Here is a 16,268-nt window from a genome sequence, read left to right as displayed (position 1 = left end):
ATTTTATCATATGCAATGATGATTTAAAAACAAGTATATATTGTCATACGATAGATAGTGAGTAAAGATAAATAAAAAAGAGCAAGAAAGAATTCTATTTGAATATCTTTTCTTGCTCTCATCATTAAATTAAATAATAAAATATTTAATATTAGAATTTTAAGTTTTTAAATTTATCACCAAAAACGTCACCTAATGTTGGATTGTCTTCATCTGTTTCATTAGATAAATATGATTGAGTTGTAGCTTCGTCACTTTCAATCACATCTTCATTTGGTAATGTAGCTTTAATAGATAAAGAAATACGCTCATTTTCTTCATCAATACCTAAAATTTTAACGCTCACTTGTTGTCCTGGTTCTAACACTTCACTTGGTGTACCAATATGTTTATGAGCAATTTCTGAAATGTGTACAAGTCCTTGAACACCAGGAGCAATTTCCACAAAAGCACCAAAGTTAGCCAAGCGAATTACTTTACCTTCGATAACGTCGTTTTCGTGGAATTTACCTTTAATATTTTCGAATGGAGTTGGTAAAGTATCTTTAATAGATAAAGAAATACGCTCAGAATCTTTTTCAACAGATTTAACTTTAACGTCCACTTCTTGTCCAACGCTTACCACGTCTTCAGGAGATTGAACATGCTCATGTGATAATTCTGATACGTGAACTAATCCATCAACGCCACCAATATCTACAAAAGCACCAAAGTTAGTAAGACGAGCAACTTTCCCTTTGATAACGTCCCCTTCATTAAGTGAATCTAATAACGATGCTTTTTTAACGTCATTTTCAGCTTGTTCAACTGCTTTACGGCTTAAAATGACTCTATTATTTTCAGGATCTAATTCTTCTACTTTAAGACGAATTGTTTGTCCTTCAAATACAGAGAAATCTTCAATGAAATCAGTTGAAATGAGTGACGCAGGAACGAATCCTCTTTGGCCCACATCCACAACTAAGCCACCTTTAACTACTTCAGTAACTTTAGCTTCGATTACTTCGTCATTATCAAGCTTTTCTTGTAAATATTCATATGATTTTTCGGTTTCAAGTTGACGTTTTGATAAAATGTAAGCGCCTGATTCATTTTCTTCGTCAATTTCAATTTTGGTTACATATGCTTCAATTTCATCACCTTCTGAAATAATCTCACTTGGATTTTCAATGTGATGAGTTGAAAGTTGGCTAATTGGAATAATTCCATTATATTTAGCCCCATCAATATGAACTACTACTTGTTTATCTTCAACTTGTTGAACTTTTGCAGTGACTTTGTCACCTTCTTTAATATCATTAATCATTGATTCATTGAATTCTTCAGTCATCATGTTTGCCTCCTTATACACTACATAACTATAACATCTTATAAACACAAGGAATTGTCAAGAAATACCCCTTTAGTTTCATAAGTTTTTAAAAAATATATCATTTTTTAAAATTATTTAATATTGAGCAATAGAAAAAATATATTTATTAATATCAATAAAAATCGAAACTTATGATTGAATATAAGATTAAGAAAATTTATTGTTTATATTTCCATAATTAATTATATATAACTAAAATAGCTATTTAAAATAATTCGCTTATATTTTAGTCATTTGACGAATTAAATTAAATAGCTATGTACAAAAATTACAGATTCTCTACTAATTTTAATATTTCTTCAGTTACTTCTTCTATAGTTTTACTCGTTGTATCCACTGTTATAGCATCTTCCGCTTTTCTTAAAGGTGAAATATCACGATTCATATCGTAATGATCTCTTTCTTCAATTTCTTTTTTTAATTGATTTAAAGTGGAAGAAATGCCACGTAATTCATTCTCTTTTTGTCTTCTTTCAGCTCTTTCATCTACAGAGGCAATCATATATACTTTTAACTCAGCATCTGGAAGAACGACGGTACCAATATCTCTACCGTCCATAACAATTCCTTTTTTTATTGCTAATTCTTTTTGTTTTTGTACGGCGTATGTGCGTACAGGTTCTTTTGATGCAACATATGAAACATGTTGCGTGACATCATTTTCTCTTAGATAGTCTGTCACATCCTCGTTATCTAAAATAATTCGTTGTCCTTTTGATGGATTGTAAGTTAATTCTAAAGAAGTATGATTAATTAAATTTTGAAAATCTTCAGGAGCATCTTGCTTTAAATATTTATACGTTATTGCACGATACATTGCACCAGTATCGACATAAATCATTGATAATTTACTAGCCACTTGTCTTGCAATTGTACTTTTTCCAGCAGCAGCAGGACCATCTAATGCAATATTAATTGGATTCATAACATTTTTCCTTTCTTGTTGTTTTATCTGTATTATTTTATCATAAATATATATTTTAAAAATAGGAGGAGTTTAATGAAAAAAATACTTGTTATTCATACAGGTGGAACAATTAGTATGTCTCAAAATCAACTCAATCAGGTCGTTACAAATGACATCAATCCTATTTCATTACATAAAAACATCATAGGTCAATATGCAAATGTATATGAAATAAGTCCTTTTAATGTCCCATCACCACATATCACACTTTCTCATGTAATAAAGTTAAAAGACATCATTATTAAGGAATTTTCTAAGAATCATTATGATGGATGTGTGATTACACATGGCACAGATACGTTAGAAGAAACAGCTTATTTGCTCGATTTAACAATCGATATAAGTCAACCTATTGTTATAACAGGTGCGATGCGTTCATCAAACGAGATTGGTTCAGATGGGCTATATAATTTTATTTCAGCAATTAGAGTTGCAACTTCATTAGAAGCTTCTGATAAAGGCGTGATGGTCGTATTTAATGACGAAATACATACTGCGAGAAATGTTACTAAAACACATACTTCGAATATCAATACCTTTCAGAGTCCTAATCAAGGCCCTTTAGGTATCTTAACTAAAGATCGTGTTCAATTCTATAATCGTCCATATCGACAAACAGTATTTCCAAGAATAGATGAGAGTTTAAATGTGCCATTAATTAAAGCGTATATGGGGATGACTAAGGATGTTTTAGAATTTTATGCTCAACAAAATGTTCAAGGTATAATTATTGAAGCGTTAGGCCAAGGTAACTTACCCCCAAGTTGTTTAAAAGGTATTGAATCGTGTGTCAAAAAAGATATTCCTATCGTACTTGTGTCTCGCTCATTTAATGGCATTGTAAGTCCAGTATATGATTATGAAGGTGGAGGTTTTCGATTAGCTGAAGAGGGACTTATTTTTTCTAACGGATTAAATGGCCCTAAAGCAAGATTAAAACTTTTAATTGGTTTAAGTAATCATATGAATCACAAGGAATTGAAAGAATACTTTGAAACTTAAAAAAGAGAGAAACAATGATGATGCACTCATTGTTTCTCTCTTTTAATTAAAATAAATGAAATTTAACTTTCTAGTGGAGTTTGTTTTTTTCTTAAAATACTTTGAGCGATAATGCCACCATGGTATTTACCGTTTTCAATGAAAATTGAATTATTATCATTACCAGCTGCTATAACACCAGCAATATAACAGTTTTCCACATTTGTTTCATACGTTTCTTTGTTATAAATTGGAGCTGTTCCAAATTCATTAGTATGAATATCTATACCAATAGATTGTAAAAACTCATAGTCTGGATGATAACCAATCATTGCAAAAACAAAGTCATTTGGTATTGTTACTGTTTCACCATTTTTTTCATAAGTTACTGAATGTTGAGTGATTTCAGTAACATTTGCATCAAATTCCATATCGATTTTTTCATGGTTAACTAAAGATTCAAAATTTGGTAAAATCCAAGGTTTAATTGCTGCTGAATATCGATCTCCACGATATAATACAGTCACATTTGCCCCAGCCTTTTCCAATTCCAAAGCTGCATCTACTGCAGAATTCTTACCTCCAATAACCACAACATCTTGATTGAAGTATGGATGTGCTTCTTTAAAGTAATGTTTAACCTTAGATAAATCCGCACCTTTAACATCTAAAGTATTATGTTGACCGTAATAACCAGTCGCAACTGTTAAAAATTTACATTCATACACGTCTTTAGTTGTTGTAATTGTAAATTTATTTCCAATTTTTTTAACTGTTAATACTTCCTCAAAAGGATGTACATTCAACTGATGAAATTTTACTACTTCTCTATAATAGACAAGTGCTTGGTTACGACGAGGTTTACTTTCCTCTACAATAAATGGCACATCGCCAATACTTAATTTATCGCTAGAAGAGAAAAAAGTTTGATGCGTAGGATAATGATAAATGGCATCTACAATATTACCTTTTTCAATTACTAGTGTTTCTATGCCTTTTTTCTTTTGCTCAATGGCTGCACTTAAACCACATGGGCCTCCACCAATAATAATACTTTCAATTGTTTGCATGTTTAATGGCCTCCTTTAATCACTAACATATTATATCAGTTTACTGATATATTTCTAAATAAAAATATTTACATTATTATTTACTTATCTTCAAATGAACATAAAAAAGATACACCATTTTAGGTGTATCTTTTTTAATACATTCAGATATTATTGAGGAATAACTAATTTTTGACCATTTACAATATTATTACTAGTTAAGCCATTAGCTCGTTTTAATTTATTTACATTTTCAACTGTACCTTCACCATAGTATTGAATTGCAATACGATATAAATTATCATTACCAGATACTACGTGAGTTTGTTGGCCAACACTATTACTTGATTGTGTGTTATTTTGAGTTGATTGAGAATTTGAGTTATTATCTGAACTTGATGAATTATTATATACATTTGATTTATTGTTATCATTTTCAGATGTTGCATTTTCAGTAGAATTTTTATCATTATTATCATTTGATGTACTGTTTTCTGTTGTAGCTACTTCATTTGACTCATCACTATCTTTTTTAGTGCTATTATCTGATTCACTTGATTTATCTTCTTTTGTTGCTGCTGTTTCATTTGATTGGTCTTTTTCATTTGTAGCATTGTCTTTGTCTTTATCTTTATCTTTGTTCTCAGTTTGTTCTGTTTTATTATCTGCAGTGTTATTATTCTTATCTTTATGGTCATTGTTAAGATACATGCCAATAAAAATAGCTAGAGCAGCTAAAATAAGTAATAAAGCTATGAGTGGAAGTAAAATTCCCATTAAACCACGTTTTTTCTTACCGTTATGTGCTTGGAAACCATCATTATCTTCGTATTCACGATGTTTATCATCATCATGATGATTTAGATTGTTATGTTCATTATGATGTTTATGTTTAGAAGCAGCAGCACCAGCAGCACCTGCTCCAGCTGCGCCAGCACCGACTGCAGCAGCTTTTTTGCCTTTATTTCCTTTTTTTCTGTGATGTTTATTATCTAGTTCATTATTATCTTCGTTGTCATGTTGAACACTTCTATTTTCATTATCTCTATAATTTTCCTCATCATGACGATTATTTTTACGTTTTTTATTACGTGATGCTTTTGCTCCAACAGCTCCAGTAGCAGCAGCTCCTCCAGCAATGGTTGCATCTTTTCCGATTTTGGAATGATGATCTTCATGTCTATCATTATCTTGATCAAAATCACGATGACGACGATGATCACTATTCATTCTATCATCACTATTATCATCATTTTCATAACTATCGTCCTCAAAACGATGATTAGAATTATTACGACGATCATCATCATTATGACGATCATTTAAATTAGAATGACGGTTGCGTTCATCATAATGCTCATCTATATTGGAACGTTGATTATTCTCATCATTCTCGTGATTATGATGAGAGTTACTTTCGTTATGTACTTTGTCAAATGTTTCCTCATCATAACGGTCATCTAATGAACCTTCTTCATAATCATTAACCTGATCGTTAAATTTTTTGTTACGACTAGAAGATTGGTTTCTTCTTCTTTGTCGTCTTTGTGCATTTCTTGGTGGAAACTGTTGATCAGTTTCATTGTTAAAATTGTCTATTTCATCGTTAGTTTCATTATTTACACGATCGAATTGATCGTTTGAATCTATCGATTGTCGATTTTTTTCAAAATCATCCTTAAAATTATCTCTAGACATAGTCAACATCCTTTCTTTTTCTTATTTTAATTGTCACATTATTTATACCCAAGTAATGCATAAATATGTATCATTTTTTAAATTTCTTATAAATCATTTTGTAATTTAATTATATCCTGTATAAAATATTTTAGTAAAGTAAAGTCACTAAACTCTAAATAAGTTTTTAATTTTTTCATTGAAAGTAAATTGTCTTTTAACTTTTTTTCTGTTGTAACACTCAATTTTACTTAAATCTGAATCATTGTCACAACATTCATTAGATTGATTAGGAGATTCTCCAAAAAATTCCAGTAAAAATTTTCTTCTACATTGATCTATACGAGTATAACCTATGATTCTTTGATAACCAGCTTGTTTACGTATATATGAGGTTTTAAAAATGTGTTTCAATTCTTTAAATGTATAATTTTGGTGTAATACTGTTAAAATTTCTTCTTTATTAGGTGGAAGGAATGCGCCTAACTCAAAAGTTTCGACATCTTCTGATACGATAGCATCATTAAAGAGTAACGTCTCTAGAATATAAGCATCGTCTGGTTGATATAGACTAATCGCTTGACTTTGTTTTCCATCTCTCCCAGCTCGTCCAATTTCTTGTAAATAATTTGAAGGACTAGATGATAAATGAAAATGAATAACAGTCCGAATGTCTTTTTTATTAACCCCCATTCCAAAAGCACTAGTAGCTACAATAACTGGAATAAAATTATTAATAAATTGATTTTGAACAGTTTGACGTTCTTGATAAGTTAAATCCCCATGATAAATACCAGTTAAATATCCATGTTGATAAATGAGTTTTGCGAGTTGTAAGCATATTTTCTTAGATGATACATAAATAATTGTGGGACCTGAAGATTCAATAAATTTCAATAACCATTCTATTTTTTCGTCGTCATCCTTGAAATTAAAATGTGATAACGAAATATTTTTACGATTCATAGTAGTTTGTATAGTGTTTAATTTAACTTTTAAAATATGTTCTAAATCACTTGTTAAATGTGGCGGTGCAGTAGCAGTTAATGCTAAAATAGTCGCTAATTTAAAATGATGAGTGATTTGACCAATAAGTGCGTAATGCGGTCTAAAATCATATCCCCATTCTGATAAGCAATGTGCTTCATCTAATACTACTAAACCAAATGGAATGTTTTTAATTAAATTGAAATGATGAGATTGAAGAATAAATTCAGGACTTAGAAATATAAAACGACTTTGATTTAATACATTGATATTTTCTTTTTTTTCTTGTTCATCCATACCTGAATGAATACACACAACCCTTCGTTCACCTTGAGATTTAAGTTGCATCACTTGGTCATCCATTAAAGAAATTAGCGGTGAAATAATAAGAGTAGGTTTTTGTTGCATATAAGTTGGAAATTGATAACACAGACTTTTCCCACTACCTGTTGGCAAAACACCAAGTGTATGATTGCCTTGTAATACACTTTCTATGACCTCTTTCTGACCTGGGTGAAAACTTTCATGTCCAAACCATTGTTTAAGATTGTTCTCTAACATTCATTTCACCTCTTTCTATCCCAACAATCATGAGTTTAATTTCAAAGTATGATAAATGATCAAACTCTTGTTTATATCGTTTTAATCTTTCTCCTTTATGCTCTGTATAGTATTGAGTAAATTGAAAAATATCTTTTTTCTCCACATAATTTTCGTAATTTTTCTCATAACCTTTAATAAATAATTCTAAAATATGATCTTCTATTGTATTAAGTTTAACATTCTGTGCAATTGCGATTTCATTTAAACTCAAACCTTGATGAAGATATTGTTGAGTAATAGATGTTTTATTTAATAATGATGAAAGAATAATACATTCAGACAATATAGGATAACGTTGTTTATTTTCAATTTCACTTCCTAAGGTGACTAAATTATTCAATTCTAATGTATATAATTTTGAAATAGAAATATTCTCAATCAAACTTACCTGTTGTCTTGTATACATAGGCTCATCATAACCATGCAAATAATAATGAAGGTAACACTTATTATTATTATTTAAACTGATTGCTTGAAATAAATCAGTCACTTCATTTTCAAAGTCTTTTATTAAATCATTTTCAATAATAGTTCCATAAACCTTTTTAACTTTATTTTGAATAATAACCTGTTGGTTCATTGGTACGAATTTAAGTTGATGATGGAGATATTGAGATATCGTCTGAATTAATAATTGAATACATTTAAAAGTATTATTAAGACTATCATAAGTGAATCGAGGATGCACCTTGATATTTAATTCTTTTATATCATTTTTATTTAAAAGTCGTTCAAATGTCTGATATTTTAATTTAGGTAAACTATGATATAATGATAAAAGTTGTTGAGAGCTCGCATCAAAAAACGTTTGATGTGACTTTTTTCCACTTAAAATATTATATATACTTTTATTAGTTTTATAATTGAATGAGTGATGTTTAACATAACTAATCATTTCTTGCATGAGTGAACTCCTCTTTTATAGAACTTTTATATCTAGAATATAATAAAATTATTTATTATGACTAGTGTAGCATTTTTATCAAAGGAGGCGAATAAAATGGCAAAGTACACAATCGTTGATATGGATACATGTATTGCTTGTGGTGCTTGTGGCGCTGCTGCACCAGATATTTACGATTATGATGACGAAGGTATTGCTTTCGTAATCCTTGACGATAATCAAGGTACTGCAGAAGTACCAGAAGAATTATATGAAGATATGGAAGATGCTCTTGAAGGCTGTCCAACTGATTCAATTAAAATTGAAGAAGAGCCTTTTGATGGAGATGCCTTAAAATTTGAATAAATCCGTAAATAAAATTGCATTACCATAATTATAATATAAAACCTCCGATGATTCCTACTAAGAAGTCATCGGAGGTTTTGATTTTATTTCAATACTTTTTTTAAACGGCGATATAGCAAGATAAAAATAATCGATATTACACATCCTTTAATAATATTAAAAGGAATAATACCAGATAAAATAATTACTTTTAAATTAGTAAATACATCACCAAGATTAAATATCATGCCATATAAAGGTAGTAAGACAAAATAATTTAAAATACTTAAAACGATAGTCATTGCAATAGTGCCGGCAACTAATCCTATAATTAGTGAACGACGAGATGAATATTGTTTACGATGACTAACAAAATAAGCTGTTAGTAAAAAACTAGCCCCTGCTAAAAAATTTGCCACAGGCCCAACAGGATCGCCAATATTAAATAAGAAATTTAATATATTTTTAATTAATGCTACAAGAAGACCAGATAAAGGACCAAAAATAAAAGTAGCTAATAAAGTCGGTACATCACTAAAATCTAATGTTAAGTATGGAGGCAAAAATGGTAATGGAAATTTCAAAAATGTTAATATGAATGCAATTGCACTCAACATACTTATGGTAATTAAACGTTTATTTTGTTGCATATTCAGTTTTCTCCTTCCATTCATCTTACTAAGAATTGGAGGATACTTTTACACAACAAAAAACCTCCACCTTCTCCCATCCAGACTATACTGTCGGCTTCAGATTTACACTGAATCAGCCACTTCCATTGAAGCGGGTCGCAGGCTCAAATTACTGCCGGTTGGGAATTACACCCTACCCCGAAGATGAATTATTGAATTTATCATTTAAAATTTATATTACATGAATAACTCCTTCATTGCAATATCTCTGTTTATTTATAAAAATGAGAGATATGGTTCATCAATTTCGTCGACTGATTTTAAATTAATATGAAATGAAATATTAATTTAAAAAAACTATAGATATAAAAACGCTCTTCAAAGTTTTATCTTTAACTTTGAAGAGCATAATCTCAAATAATTTGGATATTTAATCCTATTTTGTCGAAAGTTAATTATTTAGAATCTATAGAAGGTTTAGGTAATTTAATAATAAAGGTTGTGCCTTTATTCACTGTACTTTCTACAGAAATAATTCCGCCATGCTCTTGAATAATCATCTTACTAATAAATAATCCTAAACCAGTTCCTTGTTTACCTCTAGTTCTAGAAGCTTCTACTTTATAAAAACGATCAAATACATGATCAAGATGTTCGGGAGCAATGCCGCTACCTGTGTCTTTTATATTTAAAAATTGGTACTGACTATCTTTATTAGCAGTAATCGTAATTGAATCTCCAGGATGTGTATAGCGTGTTGCATTATCAATTAAGTTTGTGAGTACTTGATCAATTCGATCAGCATCGTAATTCCATAAATCATCTTCATTAATATTTGGTAACAAGTCTATGTTTAGTTCTAAATCTTGTGCTTGTTGACGATATTTAAGTTGTATTTTACGTAATAATGGCATTATAGGCTGTATTTCTTTATTAATGGCTAATCCTTCCGCATCCATTCTTGCAACATTTAAAAGCTCGTTGACAAGGCGATTAAGTCGTTTTGTTTCATCTAATACAATTGATAGTGATTCTTTGATTTCGTTAGGTTCTGTTACAATGCCATCGACTATCGATTCAGTATAACCCTGTAATAACGAAATCGGTGTACGGAGTTCATGGGATACGTTTGCGATAAAATCTTTTTTCATTTGATCAAGATTATGTTCATTTGTCATATCTCTTATGATGATTACAATCCCGCTACGACCATCTTGTTGAATACGATCAATATAGCTCATTATAAACACATAATACTTAGAGTTTATTGTATATTCATTAAACTCTGTACCTTTTGAATGAAATGTGGCATTAATTTGATTTTTAATTTCTGAATAAATAGATTTATCAATTGTCGGTAGTATTTGGTCTGCCATTTTGTTAGATAAAATAATTTCACTTTTATCATTTAAACCCACTACACCTTCAATCATAGAATTAAATAAACGATCACGAATATTTTTTTGAGTAGATAAAGCTTCAATGTGTTCTTGAATTTTATAACTCATATTATTAAACGTATAAGAAAGTTCACCAATTTCATCTTTCGTATTTACTGTTGTTTTTTGAGAGTAATCTCCATTCGATACATTGATTGCCTGTGTACTTAATTTTCTAAGTGGCTTAGTGATACGATTAGATAAAAAGAACGCAAAAATCGTTGAAACAATTAAAAATACAATGGCAGTAATTAAAATAATAATGGTAATTGCATTATTAGTATCTTCAATTGTTTTTAAATCTTGATATATAAATACGCCACTAAACTTAGCATGTTTACGATCTTGAGATTGCATCGGATATCCTAAAAGAATATAAGAATGGGATGCTCCTTTTTCACTTATTGTGACGTTTTGTGTGGCAGATTTCCCTGTATCAAATACTTTATTAAAGTTATCGTTGTTTTGAATTTCTTTTAACATTCTTTTTTTAATCAGATTATATGATTTTTCTGCTGACATATTTTTATTAGACATAATAATAACGCCACCTGTACCATCAATCAATTCCTGACTATGTTGTATGGCAAGTGACTTGTTATCAGCTTTTTCAACAAGATGACTAATCCTTGAAGCATCTTCTCTTATAGCGTTTTCTGTTTGTTGGGTGTAATAATATTGAATAAATGTAATTAATGCTGCACTTAATAAAATTAAAACTGTCGTTACTATAAATATTATAGTTAACCACAGTTTTATAACAACACTATTTAGTCGATTCATCATTTGTATTGACCTCAAATTTGTAACCGACACCCCAAACGGTCTGAATCATATGTGCTGCTTCTTCAGAAACTCGATTTAATTTTTCTCTTAATCGTTTAACATGTGTGTCTACAGTTCTTAGATCACCATAAAATTCATAATGCCAAACTTCTTTTAATAGTTGTTCACGATCAAATACTTTATTAGGTGTTTTTGCTAAGTATATTAATAGCTCATATTCTTTTGGAGTTAAATTCACTTGTTGTTGATCCGCTAATACACGATGTGCATCATTATCGATAATAAGATGATTAAACTCAATGACATCTCTTGCATGTGGTTCGTTTTGTTCTGGTTTAGATGTTTGAGTTCTACGCAGTAATGCTTTCACTCTTAATACGACTTCTCGGGGAGAGAAAGGCTTCACTATATAATCATCTGCACCTGATTCGAATCCTTCCACACGATTGGTTTCTTCGCCTTTAGCTGTAAGCATAATAATAGGCGTATCTTTATGCTCACGTAATTTTGATGACATTTCAATACCATCCATTTCAGGCAACATTAAATCTAAAAGAATGCACGCATAGTCATTTTCCATAGCAAGTTCATATGCTTCTCTACCATCACTTGCTTCATGGATAGTAAACGATTCTCTTTCTAAGTAAAGCTTTAATAATCTTCTGATTCTATCTTCATCGTCTACAATTAATATTTCATTCATCATTACAATATACCTCCTACACATGCTCTATACCATTTTAATTATAGCATATTCACTATATTAAAGCTTTCGATTCAATTGACTTTGTGAAAAAAATAGCAAAATATCTTTTTTGATGTAGGACCTATGATTTATAATTACAGTGAATAAATAAAAAAAGATACACATTGTAATTGAGAAAATACTTTGTATTGTTAAGTTATTTCGAATTAATTACCATTTTCAGCCATATGTCTTAATATTTTCACCTCATGAGGTGTTAATACTCTACCTTCACCTGCATTTAAACCTTTTAAATTAAGATTTCCAAATTCGATTCGTATCAATTTATCGACTGTGTGATTAAAATGTTCGAACATACGTCTAACTTGTCTATTTCTACCTTCGCTAATAGTTATTTCAACCAGTGTCGTATTTTTTTCTTTATTTTGATTTTTTATTTTAACTTGAGCAGGTTGTGTAAAACCATCTTCTAATTCAATTCCTTGTTCTAATGCTTTAACTTCTTCTCTCATTAAATACCCTTTTAATTTTGCAACATATTTTTTCTGAATATGATATCTAGGATGAGTCATCAGGTTAGTAAATTCACCATCATTTGTAAGTAATAATAACCCTGAAGTATCATAGTCTAATCGTCCAACTGGATAAATTCTTGCTTCTAAATCTTTAAAATAATCTGTTACAACCGTTCTACCTCTATCATCTGAAACACTAGTAATCACTTGCGTTGGTTTATAGAACAGAATATAAATTTTATCTTCTTGCTCAATTTTAATTCCTTCAACTTCAACAGTGTCTGAAGATTTAACTTTCGTTCCAAGTTCTGTAACTACTTGACCATTGACTTTTACTTTACCTTCAGTGATTAAAGTTTCTGCCTTTCTTCGAGATGTATATCCACTGTTAGCAATTCGTTTTTGAAGTCTTTCTAAATCTTTATTCATTTTATTTCTCCTTTTGCTCTGTAAGTGTACTAAAGAAATTTTCGATCTCTTCGTTATCTTCTTCAGTAGATGGTAGTTCTTCTATTGATTTCATTCCAAAAACATTTAAAAATAAATCAGTAGTCATGAGTAAATGACTACGCGAATTCTCCATGTCTTTTGCTTCAATAAGTCCTCTAGCAATTAATGTTCTCACTGCACCATCAGAATTGATACCTCTTGTTACTTCGATATCACTTCTAGTTAATGGTTGATTATAAGCAATAATCGATAGTGTCTCCATAGCAGCTTGAGATAATTTCATGTTTGCTTTTTGATTCACTAGTAATTCGATAAAAGGTGCACTCTCTTTTTTGGAGGTTAACATATAAATGGAACCATATCTTTGTATTTCAAGACCTTTTGAATGATACGTCGAAATTAATTGATCAAGTTCATCTAAATCCATTTTTAAAATATCTGCAAGCTGACCTGCTTCGAGTCCTTCATCGCCTACAGTAAATAATAATGACTCTATAATTCCAATGTTATCCAATAGAATAGTTCACTCCTCTAATGATATTGATGTCTTCAAAGTTATTTGACTGTTCTATATTAATAAGACCTGCTTTAGACATTTCTAATATTGCTAAGAAATGTGTAACGACTTTACTCACAGGTTCATTAAAGTTAAATAAACTAAAGAAGTTAAATGATGTTTGTTTCTCTAAATGTTTAGCAACCACTTCAGTAGCTTGTTGAATTGTAAAAGTATCTTTTGAAATTTCAACTGCTTTTGGCGTATTTAATGCTACTCTATTTTTTACTCTTTGGTATGCAACAATCAGTTGAGTCAAATCAATCGTTTGATTTTTGTCCCAATGCGTTTCTTTTTCTAAGTGAGATAAATCAGCTGGTGATTTAGTATAATATAATTCTCGTTCTTTCTTTAATTCTGTTAATAGTAAAGAATATTCTTTATAATTTTGATATTCGATTAAACGACCTACAAGTTCCTCACGAGGATCTTCTTCTAAGTCATTTTCAGTTTCTTGTTGTGGCAATAATAATCTACTTTTTATCATTAATAACTCTGAAGCCATCACTAAATATTCACTTGCAATATTAATTTCAACTTCTTTCATTGCATGAACATATTGCATATATTGTTCAGTTAAAGCTTTCATTGGTATATCATAAATATCTATTTCATATTTATGAATTAAATGAAGAAGTAAATCTAATGGGCCATTAAAAGCATCTAATTTAACTTCGTACATAAATTAACTTCCTTGTATTATAAAATCTAAATTGTGCATAATTCACTTAAATATTATAGCATGAATATATATTAGAATTAAATTAAGGATGAGTATTCATGAATAAAGCATTAAGTCACTTCTACTATCAATTTCATACACACCAACATTATTTTTTATGTCATGATATTTTAGAAGAATTATGGAAGTCAAACCCTAATTTTTCTAAGAAAGATGCTGTAGTTAGTTTAATATTATTTTCAACTGCAATGTATCACTATAGACGATGTAATAAGTTAGGTGCATTAAAAAGTTTTAAAAAAGCGTTATATACATTTAAGCATGCGAAAGATAAAGAGACACTAGGTTTAAAGGTCAATGAATTTACTTTTTTGATTCAAAATCAAATAGAAAAAGTGAAATATGATCAGACATTTCAACCAATACAGTTGCCAATTAAATCTTCGGTAGAAAGGGAAATTATCAATTTATATCCTAATTATGAATATAAGACACAAATTAACAATGATGACATGATTGTTCATTGCCATCGTCTAAGAGATAGAAGCGATATCATTGCAGCTAGAAAAAAAGCACTTAAAAATAAAAGAAAGAAAAGTTAAATCATTCACTTTTCTTTCTTTTATTTTAAGCTCTGGGATGGAATTGATTATACATTTGTCTTATTTGAGATTTAGACACATGTGTATAAAGTTGCGTCGTTGAAATATCTGAATGACCAAGCATTTCTTGAACTGCTCTTAAATCTGCCCCATTTTCTAAAAGATGTGTAGCAAATGAATGTCTCAACGTATGAGGAGTTAAAGTTTTATTAATATTGGCCTTTGAACCATATTGTTTAATCATCTTCCATATCCCTTGTCTAGTTAAAGGTCTACCGTGCATATTTAAAAACAATACATTCGTAATAGTCTTTTTCAAAAGTTGAGGACGTATCTTTTCTAAATACGTATCTAGAAATTCAATCACAGTGTCTCCTAATGGTATAATTCGTTCTTTATTACCTTTACCAAATACTCTAACAAATCCCATAATAAGATTTATATCCTCAATATTAATTTGTATCAGTTCAGAAACACGCATGCCAGTCGCATATAATAATTCTAATATTGTACGATCACGATACCCATTTTTCTTATTTAAGTCCGGTGTTTCCAAAAGTTGAATGACTTCCTCAACTTCTAAAACATCGGGTAACTTCTTCTCATATTTCGGAGTCTCAATTAAGACAGTTGGATCTTTAGCGGCATATTTTTCTCTAAGTGCAAATTGATGAAAATTGCGAATTGTAGAGATAAAACGCGCCATTGATTTAGCAGAAGCACCTTGGTCTATTAAATATCCTAAGCATTCTTGTATAACTTGGCGATCAATAAAATCGATATGAGCAATTTTATGTTCTTTCATGTATTCTTCATATTTAGCTAAATCACGTCGATATGCGCCGATAGTATTTTCACTCAATCCCTTTTCAATTTGAATAAATTTTAAAAATTCTTCAATAATCGTATTCATATTACACCTCTGTTTATATAAAAAAGGTATGAAATAGAATTCAAAGTTGATTCTTAATTTCACACCTTCTATCGATTAATTATTACATATTACTTTTTTATCTTGAAAAGTTCTTCAAGCATT

16 protein-coding genes and 1 riboswitch are annotated in these 16,268 nt (G+C 29.8%); of the genes, 3 read left to right on the top strand and 13 right to left on the bottom strand.

Annotated features, from left to right (window positions below; translation table 11 throughout):
- Positions 1-151: 151 nt before the first annotated feature.
- Entirely contained in the window at positions 152-1,330 is a 1,179-nt protein-coding gene (gene rpsA / locus HMPREF2930_RS03600) for a 30S ribosomal protein S1 (RefSeq protein ID WP_017176287.1), read from the bottom strand.
- 310 nt (positions 1,331-1,640) lie between these two features.
- Positions 1,641-2,297: a (d)CMP kinase gene (gene cmk, locus HMPREF2930_RS03595; protein WP_017176286.1), complete on the bottom strand. Its 657-nt coding sequence runs from the start codon at positions 2,295-2,297 to the stop codon at positions 1,641-1,643.
- 75 nt (positions 2,298-2,372) lie between these two features.
- Here cmk and HMPREF2930_RS03590 point away from each other — a divergent pair, with 75 nt between their 5' ends.
- Complete coding sequence (locus HMPREF2930_RS03590) at positions 2,373-3,341, top strand: asparaginase (protein WP_017176285.1); 969 nt, start codon at positions 2,373-2,375, stop codon at positions 3,339-3,341.
- A gap of 62 nt (positions 3,342-3,403) precedes the next feature.
- On the opposite strand, the gene ypdA is transcribed toward HMPREF2930_RS03590, so the two are convergent.
- From ypdA to HMPREF2930_RS03570, 4 genes are all read right to left on the bottom strand, one after another.
- Entirely contained in the window at positions 3,404-4,390 is a 987-nt protein-coding gene (ypdA, locus tag HMPREF2930_RS03585; protein ID WP_037541041.1) for a bacillithiol disulfide reductase YpdA, read from the bottom strand.
- Between the two features lie 150 nt (positions 4,391-4,540).
- The gene (ebpS, locus tag HMPREF2930_RS03580) at positions 4,541-6,067 is read right to left on the bottom strand and encodes an elastin-binding protein EbpS (RefSeq protein WP_037541042.1); all 1,527 of its coding nucleotides are present in this window, start codon (positions 6,065-6,067) and stop codon (positions 4,541-4,543) included.
- A 147-nt stretch (positions 6,068-6,214) separates the two neighbouring features.
- Positions 6,215-7,594, bottom strand: coding sequence for a RecQ family ATP-dependent DNA helicase (locus tag HMPREF2930_RS03575; protein WP_017176282.1), 1,380 nt, complete (start codon positions 7,592-7,594; stop codon positions 6,215-6,217).
- Positions 7,575-8,540: a helix-turn-helix domain-containing protein gene (locus tag HMPREF2930_RS03570; protein WP_037541043.1), complete on the bottom strand. Its 966-nt coding sequence runs from the start codon at positions 8,538-8,540 to the stop codon at positions 7,575-7,577. Before HMPREF2930_RS03570 ends, HMPREF2930_RS03575 begins: the two co-directional genes overlap by 20 nt.
- Before the next feature lie 96 nt (positions 8,541-8,636).
- On the opposite strand from HMPREF2930_RS03570, the gene HMPREF2930_RS03565 reads away from it, so the two are divergent.
- Positions 8,637-8,885: a ferredoxin gene (locus HMPREF2930_RS03565; protein WP_002449743.1), complete on the top strand. Its 249-nt coding sequence runs from the start codon at positions 8,637-8,639 to the stop codon at positions 8,883-8,885.
- Positions 8,886-8,968: 83 nt separating this feature from the next.
- Here the strand turns inward: HMPREF2930_RS03565 and HMPREF2930_RS03560 are convergent, their stop codons facing one another.
- From HMPREF2930_RS03560 to HMPREF2930_RS03535, 6 genes are all read right to left on the bottom strand, one after another.
- Entirely contained in the window at positions 8,969-9,514 is a 546-nt protein-coding gene (locus tag HMPREF2930_RS03560; RefSeq protein WP_002449844.1) for an ECF transporter S component, read from the bottom strand.
- A gap of 64 nt (positions 9,515-9,578) precedes the next feature.
- Positions 9,579-9,706: riboswitch (FMN riboswitch) on the bottom strand.
- A 245-nt stretch (positions 9,707-9,951) separates the two neighbouring features.
- Positions 9,952-11,718, bottom strand: coding sequence for an ATP-binding protein (locus HMPREF2930_RS03555; protein ID WP_269321159.1), 1,767 nt, complete (start codon positions 11,716-11,718; stop codon positions 9,952-9,954).
- On the bottom strand, positions 11,702-12,427 hold the full coding sequence (locus tag HMPREF2930_RS03550; protein WP_017176279.1) for a response regulator transcription factor: 726 nt from the start codon (positions 12,425-12,427) through the stop codon (positions 11,702-11,704). The genes HMPREF2930_RS03555 and HMPREF2930_RS03550 overlap by 17 nt, the downstream gene beginning before the upstream one ends.
- A gap of 206 nt (positions 12,428-12,633) precedes the next feature.
- The gene (locus tag HMPREF2930_RS03545) at positions 12,634-13,371 is read right to left on the bottom strand and encodes a pseudouridine synthase (RefSeq protein ID WP_017176278.1); all 738 of its coding nucleotides are present in this window, start codon (positions 13,369-13,371) and stop codon (positions 12,634-12,636) included.
- 1 nt (position 13,372) lies between these two features.
- Positions 13,373-13,906 (bottom strand): SMC-Scp complex subunit ScpB, encoded by a 534-nt coding sequence (gene scpB, locus HMPREF2930_RS03540; RefSeq protein ID WP_017176277.1) that lies wholly within the window; start codon positions 13,904-13,906, stop codon positions 13,373-13,375.
- A complete protein-coding gene (locus HMPREF2930_RS03535; RefSeq protein WP_017176276.1) occupies positions 13,899-14,630 on the bottom strand; it encodes a segregation and condensation protein A in 732 nt (243 codons plus the stop codon). Before HMPREF2930_RS03535 ends, scpB begins: the two co-directional genes overlap by 8 nt.
- A gap of 98 nt (positions 14,631-14,728) precedes the next feature.
- Between HMPREF2930_RS03535 and HMPREF2930_RS03530 the strand changes: the two genes are divergently transcribed.
- The gene (locus tag HMPREF2930_RS03530) at positions 14,729-15,232 is read left to right on the top strand and encodes a DUF309 domain-containing protein (RefSeq protein WP_017176275.1); all 504 of its coding nucleotides are present in this window, start codon (positions 14,729-14,731) and stop codon (positions 15,230-15,232) included.
- Between the two features lie 25 nt (positions 15,233-15,257).
- Here HMPREF2930_RS03530 and xerD read toward each other — a convergent pair whose 3' ends face one another.
- Positions 15,258-16,145, bottom strand: a complete 888-nt coding sequence (gene xerD / locus HMPREF2930_RS03525) for a site-specific tyrosine recombinase XerD (RefSeq protein ID WP_017176274.1) — start codon at positions 16,143-16,145, stop codon at positions 15,258-15,260.
- Positions 16,146-16,268 lie beyond the last annotated feature (123 nt).

The organism is Staphylococcus sp. HMSC068C09 (assembly GCF_001813735.1).
GTDB classification, from domain to species: Bacteria; Bacillota; Bacilli; order Staphylococcales; family Staphylococcaceae; genus Staphylococcus; species Staphylococcus hominis.
The sequence above is the reverse complement of the archived record's forward strand: the minus strand, read 5'-3'. Positions and strand labels throughout refer to the sequence as shown.